The sequence below is a fragment of the Streptomyces sp. NPDC006743 genome, assembly GCF_040703815.1.
Taxonomy (GTDB): Bacteria; Actinomycetota; Actinomycetes; order Streptomycetales; family Streptomycetaceae; genus Streptomyces.
Genome location: NZ_JBEYJA010000008.1, coordinates 196,466 through 214,153 on the forward strand (window position 1 = coordinate 196,466; position 17,688 = coordinate 214,153).

The following is a 17,688-nucleotide window of genomic DNA, read 5'->3' on the forward strand; positions in this document are numbered from 1 at the left end:
TGCCGACCCTATGCGGCACTGTCCACCGGGGTCTCGCGGGCGGGCCCCTCGGCCACGTCCTCGGGGTGCAGCAGCGCGCACCCGGCGGTCTCCCGCAGGGTCAGGGCGGCGACCAGGCCGGCGAGCGCGAACACCATCAGGTACGGGCCGGGCACCAGGGTGCTGCCGGTCGCGGAGATGAGCACGGTCATCAGGTAGGGCACGGTGCCGGCGAACAGGGCGGCGGTGATGTTGTACGAGATGGACAGGCCGCTCTGCCGGGTCCGGGTCGGGAAGGCCTCCGCCGACCACACCGCGTACGTGCCGAGGATCGCCGCCAGGATCACGCCGAGCAGCAGACCGGCGGCCCATGTCCCGGCGAGTCCGGTCCGCATCAGGAGGAACGCCGGGGTGGAGACGACCAGCAGGGCCGCCGTCGCCCCGACGAACACCGGCTTGCGTCCCACCCGGTCGGACAGCATGCCGAACAGCGGCACGAGCGCCAGCCCCAGCAGCGAGATCACCGTGGACAGCAGGGCGGCGCTGTCGGCGGAGTGGCCCAGGTGGTCCGTCTCGTAGGTGACGAGGTAGGTCAGCACGGCGTAGAAGGGCACGTGCATGGCAGCCATCAGGCCCGCCGCCTGCAGGAGCTGCCGCCGGTGCGAGCGCAGCAGCTCCCGCACCGGGCTGCGCGGGACGGAGTCGCCGGCCTCCAGCATCCGGAACTGCGGGGTGTCCTCGATCTTGCTGCGGATGACGAAGCCGATGACGCCCAGCGGCGCGGAGACGAGGAAGGGAATGCGCCAGCCCCAGGACGTCAGCTGGTTCTCGTCGAGCCCGGCCGACAGCAGCAGGAACACGAACGAGCCGGCGAGGAAGCCCAGCAGGGAGCCGGCCTCCAGCCAGCTCACACCGAAGCCGCGGCGGCGCCGGGGCGCGCTCTCGGCGAGGAAGCTCGCCGCGCTGCCGAACTCGCCGCCCGCGGCGAATCCCTGCACCAGCCGCAGGACCAGCATGAGCACCGGCGCGGCGATGCCGATCGACGCGTAGCCGGGCAGCAGGCCGATCGTCAGGGTCGCGCCGGACATCATGAAGATGACCAGGGACAGGGTGCGTTTGCGGCCGATCCGGTCACCCAGCGGCCCGAACACCAGAGCACCGATGGGCCGGATGCCGAACGACACGGCGAACACGCCGAACACCGCGAGCAGCCCGGTCGTACGGTCCTGGGCCGGGAAGAACACGGTCGCGACGGTGCCGGCGAGATAGGCGTAGGCCGCCCAGTCGAACCAGTGCACGAACACGCCGACGGCACCCGCGATGACGCTCCTGCGCAGTGCGACGACGTCGGTCGCCGCCTCGACGTCGGTCGTCGTGCCGGCACCGTCGTGCGGGCCGGCGCTGTTGTAGGTGCGCATGCGCGCCTCCTTGGGGGATGGGTGGAGAAGCCGGAGCTGTGCGGGTGCTGCCGACGCCGTGCCCTTCAGAGCACGGGCAGGCCGGTGAGGGAGGCGGGACTGGTCAGCTCGCGCAGTTGCGCCTCGGTCAGCAACTCGCGCTCGCGTACGAGGTCGAGGGCGGGTCTGCCGGTGTGGTGGGCCTCCAGCGCGAGGGCGCATGCGGTCTCGTGGCCGAGGGCGGGACCGAGCGCGGTGACCAGGCCCACGGAGGCCGCCACGGTCCGCGCCAGCCGGTCGCGGTCGGCGGTGATGCCGCGTACGCAGTGTTCGGTGAGGACGGTGATCCCTGCGGTGAGGTGGGCGAGGCCGGCGCTCAGACTCCGGAACACGACCGGCTCGAAGGCGTTGAGCTGGAGCTGTCCGCCCTCGGCGGCGAGCGTGACCGTCACGTCGTTGCCGATGACCTCGAACGCGATCTGGTTGACCGCCTCGGGGATCACCGGGTTGACCTTGCCGGGCATGATCGACGAACCGGCCTGCCGCGCGGGCAGGCCGATCTCGCCGCACCCGGCCTGCGGCCCCGAGGACAGCAGCCGCAGGTCGTTGCAGATCTTGGACAGTTTCACCGCGATGCGCTTGAGCACGCCGGACAACTGGACGAAGACACCGACGTCCTGGGTGGCCTCGATGAGGTCGGGCGCGGACACGAGCGTCCCGGTCCCCGTCAGCCGGCGCAGGTGCTCCAGGGCGCGTTCCCGGTAGCCCGGACGGGCGTTGAGTCCGGTCCCGATCGCCGTCCCGCCGAGGTTCAGCTCGTGCAGCAGCACCCTGGCCTCGGCGAGCCGCTGCTCGTCCTCGGCGAGGGTCGCGGCGAACGCGCCGAACTCCTGGCCCAGCGTCATCGGCACGGCGTCCTGCAACTGGGTGCGGCCCATCTTCAGCACGTCGGCGAACTCGGCGCCCTTGGCGGCGAACGCCTCGCGCAGGCGGGCCAGGGCGGCGAGCAGTTCGCCGGTGTGCGCGTCCAGCGCCAGCTTCACCGCGGTCGGATAGACGTCGTTGGTGCTCTGGCCCAGGTTGACGTGGTCCAGGGGGTGCAGGACCGCGTACGCGCCGCGGGGGTGACCGAGCAGTTCCAGGGCGCGGTTGGCGATCACCTCGTTGGCGTTCATGTTGGTCGAGGTGCCCGCGCCGCCCTGGATGAGGTCGACCACGAACTCCTCCCGCAGCGCGCCCTCGCGCAGTTCGGCGCAGGCGTCCGCGATCGCCGAGGCGAGGGCGGGGTCCAGGGCGCCGACCTCGGCGTTGGCGAGGGCCGCGGCCTGCTTCACCGCCGCCAGGGCGCCGATCAGGTGCGGCCGGGCGGCCACGGTCTCCCCGGTGATCGGGAAGTTGACCACCGCCCGGGCGGTGTGGGCCCCGTAGTAGGCGTCCGCCGGCACGTCGACGGCACCGAGCATGTCGTGTTCGGTGCGGTACCTGTCCGTGCCGGCGGGCATGCCGTGCCGGGTGCGGTACCCGTCCGTGCCGCCGGGTATGCCGTGCCGGGTGCGTGACCCGTCCGTCCCCGTCATGCCACCGCTCCTTCGTCCGCCGTGCCGCGGTCCACGCCGGTCCACGCCAGCGCCGTCGCCCCGTCGAGCAGGGCGCGCCGGGCCGTCCCGCCCACGCAGTACGCGGCGAACTCGTGCTGGTGGTTGGTGGCGGGCAGGGAGCCGATGCCGATGTAGGGGTGGATGGCCGGCACCACCTGCGAGACGTTGCCCATGTCGGTGGAGGCGCGGTTCATGCGCGCGGCCTGCCCGGGCGGCGCGAACTCCCGTCCCAGGGCGAGGGCGTTGGCGCGGTAGTGCCCGAGGGCGGACTCGTCCGTACGGAACTCCGCGTACGGCTTGCTCTCCGGTTCGATCTCCAGCTCGCAGCCGGTGGCGAGGGCACCGGCCTCGAAGGCCCGCATCACCCGCGGTTCCAGCTCGGCCAGTTCGGCGAGGGTCTCCGCGCGGACGTACCACCGGCCGCTCGTGCGCTCCGGGATGGCGTTCGGGGCGTCCCCGGCGTGGGTCACCACTCCGTGCACTCTGGCCGACGGCGGCAGTTGCTGGCGCAGCAGGCCGATGGCGACCTGGGCCACGGTGAAGGCGTCGGCCGCGTTGACCCCGGCCTCCGGGTAGGCCGCGGCGTGCGCGGACTTCCCGGTGTACGAGATCTTCGAGTGGCTGACGGCGAACGGGCGGGCCTCGGCGACGTCGACCGGCGCCGGGTGCACCATCATCGCGAGGTCCACCCCGGCGAAGGCGCCCCGCTCCAGCATCTCGATCTTGCCGCCGCCGCCCTCCTCGGCCGGGGTGCCGTAGACCTCGACGGTGAGGCCGGCCTCGTCGGCCACGGCCGCGAGGCCGAGCGCGGCCCCCACCGCGGACGCCGCGATGAGGTTGTGCCCGCAGGCGTGGCCGAGGCCCGGCAGCGCGTCGTACTCGGCGCACAGCGCGATCCGCACCGGCCCGCTGCCGTACCGGGCCAGGAACGCCGTCTCCAGACCCAGGTAGGACGAGGTGACGTCGAACCCGGCGCGGTAGAGCGGCTCGGGTACGGCGGCGGCGGCCCGGTGCTCCTCCCAGGCGGTCTCCGGGTCGGCGTGCAGCCGCTCGGACAGCGCGATCAGCTCCTCGGCGCGCCGGTCGACCGCCCGCCGGGCCGCCTCCTTCAGCGCGCCCCGCACGGACCGCTCTTGCCGCGTGCCTTCCACCGGCCGCTCTTCCCGCGCGCCCATCACAGGTCGCCCGGGACGCCGTAGGAGGGAGCGGAGGCGGGGTCGAGTCCGCGCCGCACGTAGTCGTCCCGCTGCGGCAGCCAGACGCCGAGGAGTTCGGCGAGCCGGTCCACCGGGTCCTCGGCCCAGTCCACCCGCAGGTCGGTCACCCGCCACTGCACGTCCGCGACGACCGCGAGGCCCGCGGAGTGCACCGGCCCCTCCTCGCCGCCCGCCGCGACGGCGGCCTTCAGGGCGGTGAGCAGGCGCTCCTCCAGCTCCCCGGTGGCCGCCGCGTAGGCGTCGAGGAGGACGCCCGGGACGTGCTCACCGGACAGCAGGTTGCCGGCGGCCACCGCGCCGTCCGCGGTGGCCGAGGCGTACGTGCCGAGCGTGCGCGCGCCGCTGTGGGCGAACCCGGGCCCGGTGCGGCCCAGCACGGTCAGCTGCCGGTAGTCGATGGTCTTCGCGTTCCGCGCGGCGCCGGTGACGCCGGCCAGGGCGCGCCGCGCGTCCCCGTGCTCCGCCAGCCCGTCCAGCAGGTCCGTGCCGAGCGTGGGGTCGGTGATGTTCTGCGAGGTCGCCGCGCCCACGCCGGGTCGCAGATGGGTGACGCGGGCGGCGACCGCCGGGGACGACGAGCAGGCCACGATGCCGAAGCGTTCGCCGTCGCGTACCACCAGGGACATCGTCATGCCCGGTCCTCCCCGGGGATCACGGCGATAGCGTCGATCTCGCACAGCCACTCCGGGCGGGCGAGGGCGGAGACCACGAGGCCGGTCGAGATGGGGTGCACACCCTTGGTCCAGCGGCCCACGGTGCGGTACACCGCCTCGCGGTAGCGCGGGTCGACGAGGTAGATGGTCAGTTTGACCAGGTGCTCCATGCGGCTGCCCGCCTCTTCGAGCAGCATCTTGATGTTGGCCATGGCCTGCTCGGCCTGGGCCTCGGCGTCGCCGATGCCCACGGACTCGCTGGTGTCCAGGTCCTGGCCGATCTGCCCCCGCACGTACACGGTGTCGCCGGCGACGACGGCCTGGCAGAGGTCGTTGTCGAGGTTCTGCTCGGGATACGTGTCACGCGTGTTGAACGGACGGATCCGGGTGTGCCCGCCCGCGACGACCGGGTCCTTGGCCCGGCCGCGGCCCTCGCTCGTGGAAGTCATCGACTGCTCCTCAGCTGTTCTGGATCGCCGGCGTGAGGCCGGCCCGGTCGGTGGTGCCGTACGAGAGGTAGCCCCGCTGGGTGACGATGTGGTCGGCGACGTACCTGGCGTCGTGCCACACGCCCCAGATGAAGCTGGACCCGCGGCGCGACAGCCAGGGCAGGCCGAGGAAGTAGACGCCGGGCTCCGTGGAGACTCCTCGCCGGTGGTCCGGCCGGCCCTTCTCGTCGAACGCGTCGGCCTGGAGCCAGCCGTAGTCGGTGGCGAAGCCCGTCGCCCACACGATCGAGGTGACACCGGCCGCGGCCAGGTCGATCTCCAGGCGGGGGCTGCGGACGCAGTCCGGGTCCGGGCCGAGGACATGGGCCTGCGGCTCCTCGGGGAGGTCGAGCCCGTTGCGCTCCACATACGCGTCGGCCGCCTTCAGGAACGCCAGGTACTTGTCGTCGCCGAGCGAGATGTTCGCGGCGAGGTCCGGCGCGAAGCGCAGGACGCCGTCCTCGTACGACGCGGTCATGCCGACCAGTTCGATGCCGGTGCCGGCCAGGGCACGGAAGTCCACGGTGTGGCCCCCGCGGGCGCCGCTGACCGCGATGGTGACGTGTTCGGCCCCCTGGGGAGGCGTCTGCGCGTCCCAGATCCCGAGCACGCCCAGCCACCAGCAGAAGTCACGTCCGCGGTACTGGCGCGGAGGACGGTCGTGCGGGCCGACGGACAGGAGGACCCGGCGGCCGGAGCGGCGCAGCTCGTCGGCGATCTGGACCCCCGAGGAACCGGCTCCCACGACGAGGACCGCACCCTCAGGCAGCTGCTGGGGATTGCGGTACCCGCTCGAATGGATCTGCACGGGAACGGCGCCGTCCGGGACGATGGGCGGGATCACGGGCCGCTGGAACGGCCCCGTCGCGGCCACCACGAAGCGCGCGTCGATGGCGCCCTGCGACGTCTCGACCCGGAAGCCGGGGCGGCCGGTCCGCTTGCGCACCGAGGTGACCTCGACACCGCACCGGACCGGAGCGCCGATCTTCTCGGCGTACGCGACGAGGTAGTCCGCGACCTGCTCCTTGGAGGCGAAACCGTCGGGATCGACGCCGGAGAACTCCAGATTCGGGAACCGGTCGTGCCAGGCGGGCCCGTTGGCCACCAGGGAGTCCCACCGCTCCGAGCGCCACCGTTCGGCGATACGGTGCCGCTCCAGGACGATGTGCGGTATGCCGTGGGCGCCGAGGTGCTCACTCACCGCGATACCCGCCTGGCCCGCCCCGACGACGACTACTTCAGTTTCTTCACTGGGCACTTCAGCCTCCACTCAGGCGGTAGTCCATCCCGGCGTCGCGTTGACTGCGCTACCGCATGACACATCCTTGAGCGGCACGGAAAACCTGTCCAACAGATGTTTCCGTTGAAGGCGATCTGATTTTTGGATCCACGGCCCCGGCCGAGGACAGGTGGGGGAGGGCGAACGGCGTCCGGAGCGGACGGCCCGGGCGGGCCCGGGGACGGCTGGACGCGGTCCCGCCCGGGCCGCACCGGTGCGCGGAGCCCTACAGCCCTCGGTCGAACGCCGGTGTCCCCCTGAGCAGTTCGGACCCGTCCGACCCGGAGGCGGATCTCCCACGGGCCCGCGGTCTCCCACGGGTCCACGTCCCACCGGAACAGCCGGGCCGGGCGCGCGCCGACGGCGGTGGCACCGCCGTCCGCCACCCGCAGCCAGAAACCCTCGCACAGGCCCAGGACCGGTACGCCGTCGACGGTGCGCAGCGTGGGCGCGGCCATGCCGGTGCCCGCGCCGGCGCCCACCCGGACTGGGACCTCCGCGGGGCTCGGCGCCGGCCGGCCGTGACGACGGAGCCACGCCGACCACCCTGCCGCCGCGTCGGACCACCTGCTGTGACCGGCTGTCGGCGTGGCCCGGCTCCCCGCAGTCGTCGGCCTGCCGCTGACGGACCGGCCGGGCCCCCGGAAGCGGATGACACCGCCGGGCCCGGGGTACCCAGCACCTTTGACCCGGACGTCCGGGGTACCCAGCACCTTTGACCCGGAAGTGAGGAGGCAGCCATGGGAAAGCTCGGCAAGACGGCAGCCGTGACCACGGCGACCAAGCCCCTGTGGACCGCCAGGGCCGCGGCGAAGGCGGGGAAGACCGCCCCCGCCTGGTCCGCGAAGGCGGTACGCGTCCTGGGTGGCGAGGACGCCGTCGACGTGCTCACCCGCCAGCACCGGCAGATCAAGATCGGCTTCCTTCGGGCCGCTCTGCCGGGACCGCCGCGGCGCCGGAACTTCGACCGGCTCATGCGCCTGCTCGCCGTGCACGAAGCCGCCGAAGAGGCACACGTGCACCCGGTCGCACGCCGGGCCCTCGAGCACGGCCGCGAGCTGGCCGCCCGCCGCCGGCAGGAGGAGAAGGAAGCCAAGGAACTGCTGGTGGCGCTGTGGCGCACCGGACCGGAAGGACGTGGATACCTGCGGCTGCTGAACCAGGCGCGGCGCGCGGTCACCGGCCACGCGGCGCGCGAGGAGCGAGAGGAGTTCGCCGCCCTGCGCGAGGCGGTGAGCGCGACTCGGCTGCGGATGCTCGGCGCCGAGGTGAAACTCACCCAGGCCTACGCGCCGACCCGGCCGCACCGCTGGGTCAACAACGAGGCCACGAACAAGCTGGCCGCGCCCCTCCTGGGCCCCCTCGACCGGGCCCGCGACGCCGTCCGCCACCGCATGGCACGCTGACGCCCGGCCGCGCCCCGCACCCGGGCACCGGCCTGACGGCACCGGCTCGACGCGACTGACCTGGCGGTACAGGCCTGGCGGCATCGCCATGAGTGACAGGAGGTACGGCGGGGACCCGGTCGAGAGAGCAGTGTGCAGGCCGCCGATCCGCACCGCTCCGGACGTCTCGGAGACCGAGGGACGGGGTTGGCCGCCGGTGCCTCCCGCACCGGACAGGAGATCAGCGCGGACGTGACAGCCGCGGATCACCGCGGTGATCGCCACCCGCTGGACGAGGAGGTCCAGTGTGCTCAGTCCCCTCCTCGCAGTGCTGGCCGCCCTGGCGAACGCCCTGGCGTCCGCGCTTCAGCGCAAGGCCGCACGGGAGGAATCCACCACGCAGAACCTGCGCCTTCGCCTGGTGTGGCATCTGCTGCACCGGCCCGTGTGGCTCGGGGGAGTGCTGTCGCTGATCGCGGGTTTCCTGCTGCAGGCGGTCGCTCTGGGATCGGGTCCGATCTCGGAGGTGCAGCCGCTGCTCACCCTGGACCTGCCGGCGGCCCTGATCCTCTCCGGATTCTTCTTCGGGAGCCGGCTGGGCCGCCGCGAGTGGGCGGCCTCGGCGGTCATGGCCGCGGGCGTGGCCGGGCTGCTGCTCGCGCTGGGGCCCGGCCACGGCATGTCCTCGTCGGTCTCCTGGACCGGCTGGCTGATCGGCGGAGGAATCAACGTGCTGCTGATCGTGGCCGGTGTCCTGTGGGCGCGCCGGGCCTCGGGCACCCGCCGGGCCGCTCTGCTCGGAGTGACGACCGGATGCGCCTTCGGGCTGACCGCCGCACTCATCAAGGCGGTGACGAACACCTATTCCCACGGCCTGGCCGCTGTGTTCACCGGCTGGGAGCTGTGGTCCATGATCGCGGTCGGCGCGTGCGCGATGTTCCTGCTGCAGTCGGCGATGAACGCGGGCGGCCTGCTGGTCACCCAGCCCGGCCTGACGATGGCCGACCCCGTGATCGGCATCCTCTGGGGCGTGCTGGTCTTCCGTGAGGAGGTGCGTGGCGGCCTGTTCATCCTGCTCGCCGTCGCGTGTGCCGCGGCGGCCGGGACGGCCGTGATGACGCTGTCCCGCTCGCCGCTGCTCAGCGACACGTCGGACGGCCAGGAAGAGGCCGGCCGGGCCGGTGAGGGCGCGGACGGCGCCGCGCGGCCGGAGGGCACGGGCTGAGCGGGCGCCCCGAGCGCTGTTCCCACCGATCGGCGACCGGGGACCGCGGGGCCCGGGCGCTCAGCCGGCATGTGGCAATGTCATCGGCATGTCATGCCCCTTCTGCCGGCTCATCCGTGAAGACAGCGCCCAGTGGGTGGCCCGCGCGCCGTCCGCCTGCGCGTTCACCCCCCTCAACCCTCTCGCCCCCGGGCACACCCTGGTGATACCGACCGCTCACCACGCCGATGTCTTCGACACTCCCGCCGAACTCCTGGCCGAGACCGTCGCACTGGTCCAGCGCCTGGCCCGCGCCATGCGCTCCGCGCTGCACGCGACCGGCGTGAACGTCCTCAACGCGAGTGGTGCGGGATCGGAGCAGTCGGTGCCGCACCTGCACTTCCACGTCGTCCCGCGGTGGCCGGACGACGGCATCTCCACCTGGCCGGCCGGGCAGTCCCGGCATCGGTTCGCCGGCGACCCGGCCACCGAACTCGCCCATGCCCTGGCCGCTGAGGAGCGTCCCTGGAACTGAACCAGGAGCGACGTTCGTGAACGAAGCCACGGTGCCGTGTCCGGCGGCCGCGCTCGCGGACGATCGGGCAGGAGCATCAAGGTAACCAGCCGCTCACCGGGGCCCGCCTGGGTCAGCGACCGGTGCGAAGCTGATGAGGGCATAGGGGGAGGCCGGGGATCTCGCGCACCCTCCCCGGGATCTCGCGCACCCTCCCCGGGACCTCGCGCGCCCTCTGCGGAACCTCCGCGCGCTCCCGGTCCTCACGCGCTTTCCCAGGTCCTCACGAGGTGCTGCCGACGTGTATCAGCGCACGGAAGGCGAGTCCCCACGCCGGAACTAGTATGGGAAGCGAACTAGTACCGATCTGCGCCTAACCTCATACAGGGAGTGTCATGTCCGGCAGCGAGAACCACGTGACCTTCAGGCACGGCCAGGAGTTCCTGGCCGCCATCTCGGAGCGCTGGAACTACCAGATCCTGCGCGAAGTGTTCTTCGGTGTCGGCCGATTCGGCGAACTCAAGCGGGCGCTGGGCATCTCGGCGAACATCTTGACCGCGCGGCTCAACAGCCTGATCGAGCTGGGCCTGCTCACCAAGCGCGCATACCGCCAGGACAAGCCGTGGTACGAGTACCAGCTCACCGACAGCGCCCGGGAGCTCGTCGTCCCCGCCATCGCGGCCGTCACCCGCTGGGCCGAGGCCCATGCGAGCGACGGCGACGGCGCGCGCCACCGGTTCCTGCACACCGTGTGTGACAGTCCGACCGATCCCTACCTCGCATGCAGCAACTGCCACCGACCGGTCGAGGCGTCGACCCTGCGCCCCCTGCCCGCCGAGCAGGGTGACACGGAGACGACGGGCGCCGGCTGACCGCGCGGGATCCGATGGGACGTGATCCGGACCACGAGGCAGTGTAGTAGCGTTTCAGGACTAGTTCGAATACGCTACTAGTCAGCGGCCGGATCGCGCCGCGCTCCGACTCCTGGAGGACGATCATGCCGAGCACCCCGAACCGGCTCGAAGGCGTCACCGAGAGGCTGATCCCCACGTCACTGGGCCTGATCAACGTGCGCGTCGGCGGCCGCGCCGACGGCCGGCCCATGGTGTTCTGGCCGAGCCTGATGATGGACGGCACCATGTGGGAGTACCAGTACGAGCACTTCGCCCCGACGCACCGCGTCGTGCTCATCGACAGCCCCGGGCACGGCAAGTCCGACGCGCTGCGGAAGATCATCGACCTGGAGGACTGCTCCACCGTCCTCGTCGAGATCCTCGACGCGCTCGGCATCGGCAAGTGTGTCCTGGTCGGCAACAGTTGGGGCGGCATGCTCGCCGGGGTCTTCCCGGCCTACCACCCGGAGCGGACCGCGGCGGCCGTCGGCATCAACTGCACCGCCTCGCTGCCCACGACGTTCGAGAGCGTCTGGGCCACCGCTCTGGCCGCGTTCCTGTCGCTGAACTCGACGATGCCCGCGCTTGCCGCCAAGGCCGCGCGCCGCGCGTTCGCCGGGCCGAGTGCGGAGGCCTCGAATCCCGGGTTCGTCGAGTTCACCAAGGTCGTGCTCCGGGACGACCCGAAGTCCGTGGCATGGGCACTGCGCAGCATCCTGATCGGCCGCAAGGACGAACACCGCCGCCTCGGCACGATCAAGGACGTGCCGGTCCTGATCATCGCCGGCGAGGAGGACAGCCAGTTCCCCGTGCACGTGGTCCGGAAGATGGCCGAGGCCATCCCGGACAGCGCCTTCCGCGTCCTCGGGCACACCGCCCACCTCGCCGCGCGCGAGAACCCCGCTGCGGTCAACGCCGAGATCGACGCCTTTCTCGCCGCCCTGCCCACCGCGGCCTGACCACGACGGAGCGCACCACGCCATGGCGAACACGGCACACCCGACGAACGTCCCCGCCTGGGTCCTGAAGTTCATGGACGCCATCGACACCCTGTCGTTCGACGAAGGCTTCGCCCCGCTCACCGACGACACCGACCTGTACTTCGGCACCGCGCACATCCACGGCGTCGAAGCCATCAAGGCATTCTTCGTCAAGATCGACGAGCCGTTGGACATCACTCACGAGGTACTGGAGTTCTGGACCGCGGACAACGGCGTCAGGCTGCTGCGCGGCGAGGCGACGATGGCCAAGAAGAGCGAACCGGACCGCGTCGTCCGCGCCCCGTTCACACATATCTTCTACCTGGCAGCGGAGGACGAACCGGTCCGTGTCCGCGAACTGCGCATCACCGCGGGCCCGTTGGAGACCCATGCGGTCATGTGACTCCCTCCGGCACACGGTGCCCCGTCCTCCGGCCGTGAAGAGGGCGGGGGCCCGGAAGACCATGCGCCCGTCTTCGACCGGGCGACCGGTGACGGACCGGTCGACCGGCGGCGACCGGTCGCGGCTCCCCCTCTTTCGCGCGCCGGCGGGACCGTCCGCGCACGCGCGGGTCGTCGGCGGTGCGCGCCCGAAGGCGCGATGTCCTGCGGGCGCGCCGCCGGGGTTCCGGTTCAGGCGTTGTAGCCACCGTGGGCGTCCAGCACCGCGCCCGTGATGTACGACGCGGCGGGGCTCGCCAGGAAGGCGATCGCCGCGGCGATTTCGTCGGGGTGACCCATGCGCTGCAGGGACAGCGAGCTGACCAGGGCCTTGAGGGTCTCGGCGTCCGGCGGCTCCATGCCGCCCTCCATCAGTCCGGCCTCCACGACGTTGGCCGTGATGTTCCGGGGCCCGAGGTCCCGTGCGACCCCCATGGTGTACCTCTCGATCCCCGACTTGGTCGCCGAGTAGTCGGCCAGGCCCGGGGCGCCGACCCGGGAGCCCAGTCCCGAACTCACCGTGATGATGCGGCCGCCCGCGCGCAGCACTCGGGAGGCGGCCCGGATGACGGCGATCACGCCGAGGTAGTTGGTCGCGTGCATCCGGTCCAGTGCGGCGGTGTCGGCGTCGGGGTCGTCCACCCTGCGGCCCTGCTCCACCGAGATCGCCGCGTTGTTGACGAGGATGTCCAGGCCGCCGAAGTGCGCGACCACGTCGTCGATCAGCGCCGGCGCCCGGCTCGTGTCCGCCTGGTCGGACTGGAAGGCGACGGCCTTCGCTCCCTTGCCGTGCACCTCGTCGACGACGGCCTGCGCCTGCTTCTCGGAGCTGACGTAGGTGAAGGCGACATCGGCGCCCTGCTCGGCCAGCAGTCGCACGGTCGCGGCTCCCAGTCCCCGCGACCCGCCGGTGACCAGGGCGACCTTGCCCGTGAGTGGCTTGCTCATTCTTCTCACCTCGTTGATTGACCGTTCCCGGCAGTCGCAACATTAATTGTTACGACAGCTTGATGCAACCTTCGCTGTTACGACTGTGCTGCCGTAGCATGAAGCGTCGCGGCTGAGAGGAGGGGTTCATGAGCGCCAACAGCAGGCTGACCATTGCCGCCCACGCGCTGACCTGGATCGGTCTCTACCAGCGCCAGGGCCATGAGGTCGCCACCTCCGAACAGATCGCGACCAGCGCGAACACCAACCCCGTGGTGATCAGGCGCCTGCTCGGCGAACTGCGCAGGGCCGGGCTCGTGGAGTCCCGCAGAGGCGTGGGCGCGGGCTGGTCACTGGCGCGCGAGCTGGCGTCGATGACCCTGCTCGACGTGTACGAGGCGGTGGAACCCGGCCCGCTGTTCGCGATGCACCGCACCACCCCGGACCAGGGATGCGTGGTGGGTCACGGCATCCAGCCGGCGATGCAGGGCATCTACGCGGGCATCGAGGAGACCCTGAGACACGAGCTGGCCCGCGTCACGCTCGAGAACGTACTCCAGGACGTCCTCGCGGCACCTCGTCAGTCTCCCGTCGAAGCCTGACCTCACCCTGGCGGCAACTCCGGCCCTTCGAGCCGGAGTTCGGCTCCGGGCGGGCCTGCCGTCCGTGGGAAACGCCGGACCGGACCCCACAGCGCACGGCGACGCGAGGGCGCCGCCCCGGTCCGTAAGGGTGAGCACCCCGGGGCACCGGCGGGCCGAGACACACGCCGGCCCAGACGCCCACCGGCTCACCGGCAGGACCTGCGGCAGAGTCTTGCAGTCGTTGACGATCCGCAGGGCGGCTCCGGCCGCTTCGGCCGCCCTGGGTAACTGGCGTGCACGAGACGGCCCTTGCGTGGCACCGCCGAGCGCCGGAAGGTCCTCGTGGTCTTGTCCGCCTCCCGTCAGCCGCCCCACACCGACCAGGGCGCCGATCCGTGTACGGACGCCAGGATGCCCAGCACGGCGAGGTCGGCGATGCCCAAGCCCAGTCCCAGCAGGGCGCGGAAGCGACGGGGCGTGCCCCGGCGGAGCGCGACGAGGGCCAGGACGATCGCGATCGGGCCCAGGAGGACGTTGAGGACGAGCAGTCCGACGAGGCCGAGCACGAAGGAGGCCACCGCCATCCCCTCGGTGTCCCGACGGCCCGTCGCCTGGGAGGCAGGCGCGGTCAGCCTCATGCCCGGGCCCTCCTCGGGTCGTGCCGGCGCCTGCGCTCGCGCACGGTGAAGACCGCGAGCCAGACGAGAATGACCGCTGCGAGGACCAGGGTGACGGGCCACGGGAGATAGGCGGCCGCTCCCACCAGGAGCCCCAGCAGGAGCAGCGCGACGACCAGGAAGAGCATGCTCACCTCCCCCGGCGGGGGCGGCCGCACGACGGGTGCGGGCCCGGTGACGGTGAGTCCGATGTCTTCCTCAGCCCCTTGCTCAACGCGTTCATGACACTCAAGTGCCCGCGCCGCGCATCCTCACGCCGGTCACAGTGGCATCACGGGCCTACGGGGCCCACCGAGTCGACGGTGGGTACAGCCGGTCCGGCATGGAGACCGTCGGCCCTACCGCGGCCCGGCATCTGCGGGCTGCTGGTTGCGCGTAGACGAGGGTCTCCCTGGCAGACATCGGCTCGGGTGGCCCTCGTCCGGGGTGCGGGCCTTGGGGGCCTTTCCGCGTTGAGTTCGCGCCCCGGACCGCGCGGGGTCGATCTGGAGATAGCGTGATCCCCGTGACGGCTGAACACGAGGCGCTGGTCGGCGGGATGATGAACGCGGGGGCGGTCTTCCGCCGGGGGGAGTCGGTGGAGCGCCCTGCACCGCGCAACGCGCGCGCCCTGCACGCCTATCTCCTGGCGCTGAAGGAGCACGGCTTCGACGCGGCCCCGGTCCCTGTCGGTCTCACCGCTGACGGCCGTGAGCAGTTGACCTTCATCCCGGGCGACGTGGCTCTGCCGCCGTACCCGGACTGGGCCATGACCGACGCTGCCCTTGAATCGGTGGGGCGCCTGCTGCGGCGCCTGCATGCGACCAGCGCGGCTGTGGCGGTCGACCGCGATGCCGAGTGGTCCCGGGATCTGGCCGACCCGGAGGGGGGAACGATGCTGTGCCACAACGACGTGTGCCCGGACAACGTCGTCTTCCGTGACGGCCGTGCCGCCGCCCTGATCGATTTCGACCTGGCGGCTCCCGGCCGTCCCCTGTGGGACGTCGCCATGTGCGCCCGGTACTGGGTGCCCGTGCTGGATCCTCGATCCGCGGCCGCTGTCCACCCCGCTGGGCTGGACGCGCCTGCGCGGCTGCGGATCCTTGCCGACAGTTACGGCCTCCCGGCGGGTGACCGCGCCGACTTGCCCCGCGTCATCGAACAGGCCACGGAGGTCTGCCGGGCCTTCGTCGCCCGCCGTGTGGCCGCCGGTGACCCCGTCTATCTCCAGGCGTTGGCCGAACGTGGTGGATGGGAGCGCTGGGACCGTTTGCAGACCTGGCTGGCCGACCACCGCAAGACGTTCACGGCCGCCCTGCTGAACTGACCGGCTCGCACGTTTCCGCCCCGGGCGCGACGCCGCCGTCCACGCTCCGAGGTCTTCGCCCTGGACGACGACCTGCCCCGCGGTCGTCGGCAGTGTCCTGCCACGACCTCGTGACGTGGACCGGCCGTAGGCACGTGCACGAGCAGATTCACGACACCGTCCTTCCGGACGGCGCTGATGTCGCAGACCTGCCAGCCGGTGCCCCGCTCCGCCTGCTGAACTGATCGTGCAAGAGCACACACATCACAGGACGGATTCCATGGCTGCATCCACCACCGCCACCAGGCGCGGTCCTGGCGGGGCCGGTTCACCGCCCCGCTCCCCGGTGACCGGCTGGCTGGCCGTCGTCGCGGTCATGCTGGGCATCTTCTCCATCGTCACCACAGAAATCCTCCCCATCGGACTTCTGACCAGGATCGGCGCCGGCTTCAGCGTCTCCGACGGCATGTCCGGGCTGATGATGACCATGCCCGGCTTCCTCGCGGCGATCGCCGCCCCCGTCGTCACCGTCGTGACCGCGCGGATCGACCGCCGCCTGATGCTGTGCGTCTTCATGGCCCTGCTCGCCGCAGCGAACTTCCTGGCGGCAGCAGCCCCCGACTACTGGCTGGTCCTGGTCTCCCGCGTCGTCGTCGGCATCGTGATCGGCGGCTTCTGGTCCATCGGCGTCTCACTGGCCGAACGCCTGGTACCCGCCGAATCCGTCGGCCGAGCCACAGCGGTGATCTTCTCCGCAGTGCCGTTGGGCTCCGTGCTCGGTGTGCCGGCCAGCACACTCCTCGGCGAACTGGCCGGTTGGCGCACCGCGTTCACCGCCATGGGCGGGCTCACCGTCGCCGTCCTGGTCATGCTGTTGATCGTCACGCCCCCACTGCCACCTCACCGGACCACTCGCCTGCGCGTACTGCGCGGCATGCTCGGCAGCATCGCCACCCGATTCGCACTGCTCCTGACCGTTCTGGTCGTGCTGGCGCACTTCGGCACGTACACCTACGTCACACCGTTCCTCGAGCAGGTCACCGACGTCAGCTCCGGGCTCGTCACCGTTTTTCTGCTCGTCTACGGAGCAGCGGGCATCCTCGGCAACTTCCTGGGCGGCTCCCTGGTCGCGCGCCACCCCCGGGCCACCTTCGGCACCGCCGCCGCCTTGCTTGCTGCCGCCACCTTGCTCCTGCCCGTTCTGGGCCATGGGAAAGCGGGAACGGTCGTCCTCCTCATCGTCTGGGGCGTGGCATACGGGGCAGTCCCCGTCTGCTCCCAGACGTGGTTCATCAAGGCGAGCCCCGACACCCCCGAAGCCGCTTCCGTCATGTTCACCGCGTCGTTCCAGGCCACGATCTCCCTGGGCGCTCTGACCGGTGGACTCGTCGTCGACGCCGGCTCGCCCTCGACGGTCATGCCCCTGGGCGGCGTGACAGCCGCCCTTGTGGTCGTTGCCGTAGCGGTCCACTACGCCCGACGCCTGCCATGGCCGGACGACGCCTGACCGGCCTCGGCTCTCATGGGCAGGCAGGGATGGTCAAGCGCCGCTGGAAAACGCCCTGTTCAGCAGGTACGGCACAGCGGAGCCGCCCTTCAGGCCGTCCGCGGGCCGGGGACTGTCCGTCCAGGAACCGGCTTGTGCGCAGTCGCCGGTGAGTCCGGTGCGTTCGGTGAGTCCGGTGGAGGCGACGAAAGGCTCTGGCCTCCTCGGCCGGGGCCGAGCACTCCCACCAACCACTACCGAACTGTCACGGGCTGTGCGGCGGTAGCCGCCGCGTGATCCGGTTGAACAGGTCCGTCAGCGGCTCGCCGACGTACCGACCGAACTCGGTCAGCCCGTAGGTGACCTGCGGCGGCGTCGTCGGCTCCACCTCCCGCCGGACCAGGCAGTCCTGGACCAGCGCGCGCAGGGTCTGAGTGAGCATCTTCTCGCTGATCCCCTGGATGCTGTTGCGCAGCTCGTAGAAGCGAAGGTCCTTGCTCCGCAAGGCGATCAGCACCCAGACACCCCACCTGCTGGTCACGTGGTCGACCATCTCGCGCGCGGGGCAGTCAGTGTGAAACACCTCATACTGGTTGCCTGCCTCGGCCTGCGTCACCTGCGCGCCTTCCTTCATGTTCGGAGCTTACCTCTGGGTATGTCCTTACGGAAAGTAAGAGCGCTTCCTAGTGTCAGTCACCCCA

General features: G+C 71.6%; 19 protein-coding genes. 9 read left to right on the forward strand and 10 right to left on the reverse strand.

Annotated elements, in window-relative coordinates:
- Positions 1-8: 8 nt before the first annotated feature.
- The 6 genes from ABZ719_RS10105 to ABZ719_RS10130 form a co-directional block, all read right to left on the reverse strand.
- On the reverse strand, positions 9-1,397 hold the full coding sequence (locus tag ABZ719_RS10105; protein ID WP_366724743.1) for an MFS transporter: 1,389 nt from the start codon (positions 1,395-1,397) through the stop codon (positions 9-11).
- Between the two features lie 65 nt (positions 1,398-1,462).
- A complete protein-coding gene (locus ABZ719_RS10110; RefSeq protein WP_366724783.1) occupies positions 1,463-2,878 on the reverse strand; it encodes an aspartate ammonia-lyase in 1,416 nt (471 codons plus the stop codon).
- A gap of 71 nt (positions 2,879-2,949) precedes the next feature.
- On the reverse strand, positions 2,950-4,098 hold the full coding sequence (locus ABZ719_RS10115) for a M20 family metallopeptidase (RefSeq protein ID WP_366724744.1): 1,149 nt from the start codon (positions 4,096-4,098) through the stop codon (positions 2,950-2,952).
- A gap of 50 nt (positions 4,099-4,148) precedes the next feature.
- Positions 4,149-4,823, reverse strand: a complete 675-nt coding sequence (locus tag ABZ719_RS10120; RefSeq protein ID WP_366724745.1) for a DUF1028 domain-containing protein — start codon at positions 4,821-4,823, stop codon at positions 4,149-4,151.
- On the reverse strand, positions 4,820-5,293 hold the full coding sequence (locus ABZ719_RS10125; protein ID WP_366724746.1) for a RidA family protein: 474 nt from the start codon (positions 5,291-5,293) through the stop codon (positions 4,820-4,822). Before ABZ719_RS10125 ends, ABZ719_RS10120 begins: the two co-directional genes overlap by 4 nt.
- 10 nt (positions 5,294-5,303) lie before the next feature.
- Positions 5,304-6,602 (reverse strand): NAD(P)/FAD-dependent oxidoreductase, encoded by a 1,299-nt coding sequence (locus ABZ719_RS10130; protein ID WP_366724747.1) that lies wholly within the window; start codon positions 6,600-6,602, stop codon positions 5,304-5,306.
- A gap of 749 nt (positions 6,603-7,351) precedes the next feature.
- On the opposite strand from ABZ719_RS10130, the gene ABZ719_RS10135 reads away from it, so the two are divergent.
- From ABZ719_RS10135 to ABZ719_RS10160, 6 genes are all read left to right on the forward strand, one after another.
- The gene (locus ABZ719_RS10135) at positions 7,352-8,017 is read left to right on the forward strand and encodes a hemerythrin domain-containing protein (protein ID WP_366724748.1); all 666 of its coding nucleotides are present in this window, start codon (positions 7,352-7,354) and stop codon (positions 8,015-8,017) included.
- A gap of 286 nt (positions 8,018-8,303) precedes the next feature.
- Complete coding sequence (locus tag ABZ719_RS10140) at positions 8,304-9,221, forward strand: DMT family transporter (protein WP_366724749.1); 918 nt, start codon at positions 8,304-8,306, stop codon at positions 9,219-9,221.
- A gap of 88 nt (positions 9,222-9,309) precedes the next feature.
- On the forward strand, positions 9,310-9,735 hold the full coding sequence (locus ABZ719_RS10145) for an HIT domain-containing protein (protein WP_366724750.1): 426 nt from the start codon (positions 9,310-9,312) through the stop codon (positions 9,733-9,735).
- 374 nt (positions 9,736-10,109) lie between these two features.
- Complete coding sequence (locus ABZ719_RS10150) at positions 10,110-10,586, forward strand: helix-turn-helix domain-containing protein (RefSeq protein ID WP_366724751.1); 477 nt, start codon at positions 10,110-10,112, stop codon at positions 10,584-10,586.
- A 125-nt stretch (positions 10,587-10,711) separates the two neighbouring features.
- Positions 10,712-11,566 (forward strand): alpha/beta hydrolase, encoded by an 855-nt coding sequence (locus ABZ719_RS10155; protein ID WP_366724752.1) that lies wholly within the window; start codon positions 10,712-10,714, stop codon positions 11,564-11,566.
- A gap of 22 nt (positions 11,567-11,588) precedes the next feature.
- Entirely contained in the window at positions 11,589-11,990 is a 402-nt protein-coding gene (locus ABZ719_RS10160) for a nuclear transport factor 2 family protein (RefSeq protein WP_366724753.1), read from the forward strand.
- 230 nt (positions 11,991-12,220) lie between these two features.
- Here ABZ719_RS10160 and ABZ719_RS10165 read toward each other — a convergent pair whose 3' ends face one another.
- Positions 12,221-12,976 (reverse strand): SDR family oxidoreductase, encoded by a 756-nt coding sequence (locus ABZ719_RS10165; protein WP_366724754.1) that lies wholly within the window; start codon positions 12,974-12,976, stop codon positions 12,221-12,223.
- A gap of 128 nt (positions 12,977-13,104) precedes the next feature.
- Here ABZ719_RS10165 and ABZ719_RS10170 point away from each other — a divergent pair, with 128 nt between their 5' ends.
- A complete protein-coding gene (locus ABZ719_RS10170) occupies positions 13,105-13,557 on the forward strand; it encodes an Rrf2 family transcriptional regulator (RefSeq protein ID WP_366724755.1) in 453 nt (150 codons plus the stop codon).
- A gap of 344 nt (positions 13,558-13,901) precedes the next feature.
- On the opposite strand, the gene ABZ719_RS10175 is transcribed toward ABZ719_RS10170, so the two are convergent.
- Both ABZ719_RS10175 and ABZ719_RS10180 read right to left on the reverse strand, forming a co-directional pair.
- A complete protein-coding gene (locus ABZ719_RS10175; RefSeq protein ID WP_366724756.1) occupies positions 13,902-14,177 on the reverse strand; it encodes a DUF4190 domain-containing protein in 276 nt (91 codons plus the stop codon).
- The gene (locus tag ABZ719_RS10180) at positions 14,174-14,344 is read right to left on the reverse strand and encodes a hypothetical protein (protein WP_366724757.1); all 171 of its coding nucleotides are present in this window, start codon (positions 14,342-14,344) and stop codon (positions 14,174-14,176) included. Before ABZ719_RS10180 ends, ABZ719_RS10175 begins: the two co-directional genes overlap by 4 nt.
- A 368-nt stretch (positions 14,345-14,712) precedes the next feature.
- On the opposite strand from ABZ719_RS10180, the gene ABZ719_RS10185 reads away from it, so the two are divergent.
- Together ABZ719_RS10185 and ABZ719_RS10190 are read left to right on the forward strand one after the other, a co-directional pair.
- Positions 14,713-15,522 (forward strand): aminoglycoside phosphotransferase family protein, encoded by an 810-nt coding sequence (locus ABZ719_RS10185; RefSeq protein WP_366724758.1) that lies wholly within the window; start codon positions 14,713-14,715, stop codon positions 15,520-15,522.
- 259 nt (positions 15,523-15,781) lie between these two features.
- Positions 15,782-17,008: an MFS transporter gene (locus tag ABZ719_RS10190; protein WP_366724759.1), complete on the forward strand. Its 1,227-nt coding sequence runs from the start codon at positions 15,782-15,784 to the stop codon at positions 17,006-17,008.
- A 244-nt stretch (positions 17,009-17,252) separates the two neighbouring features.
- On the opposite strand, the gene ABZ719_RS10195 is transcribed toward ABZ719_RS10190, so the two are convergent.
- Complete coding sequence (locus tag ABZ719_RS10195; RefSeq protein ID WP_366724760.1) at positions 17,253-17,621, reverse strand: helix-turn-helix domain-containing protein; 369 nt, start codon at positions 17,619-17,621, stop codon at positions 17,253-17,255.
- Between the last annotated feature and the right edge of the window lie 67 nt (positions 17,622-17,688).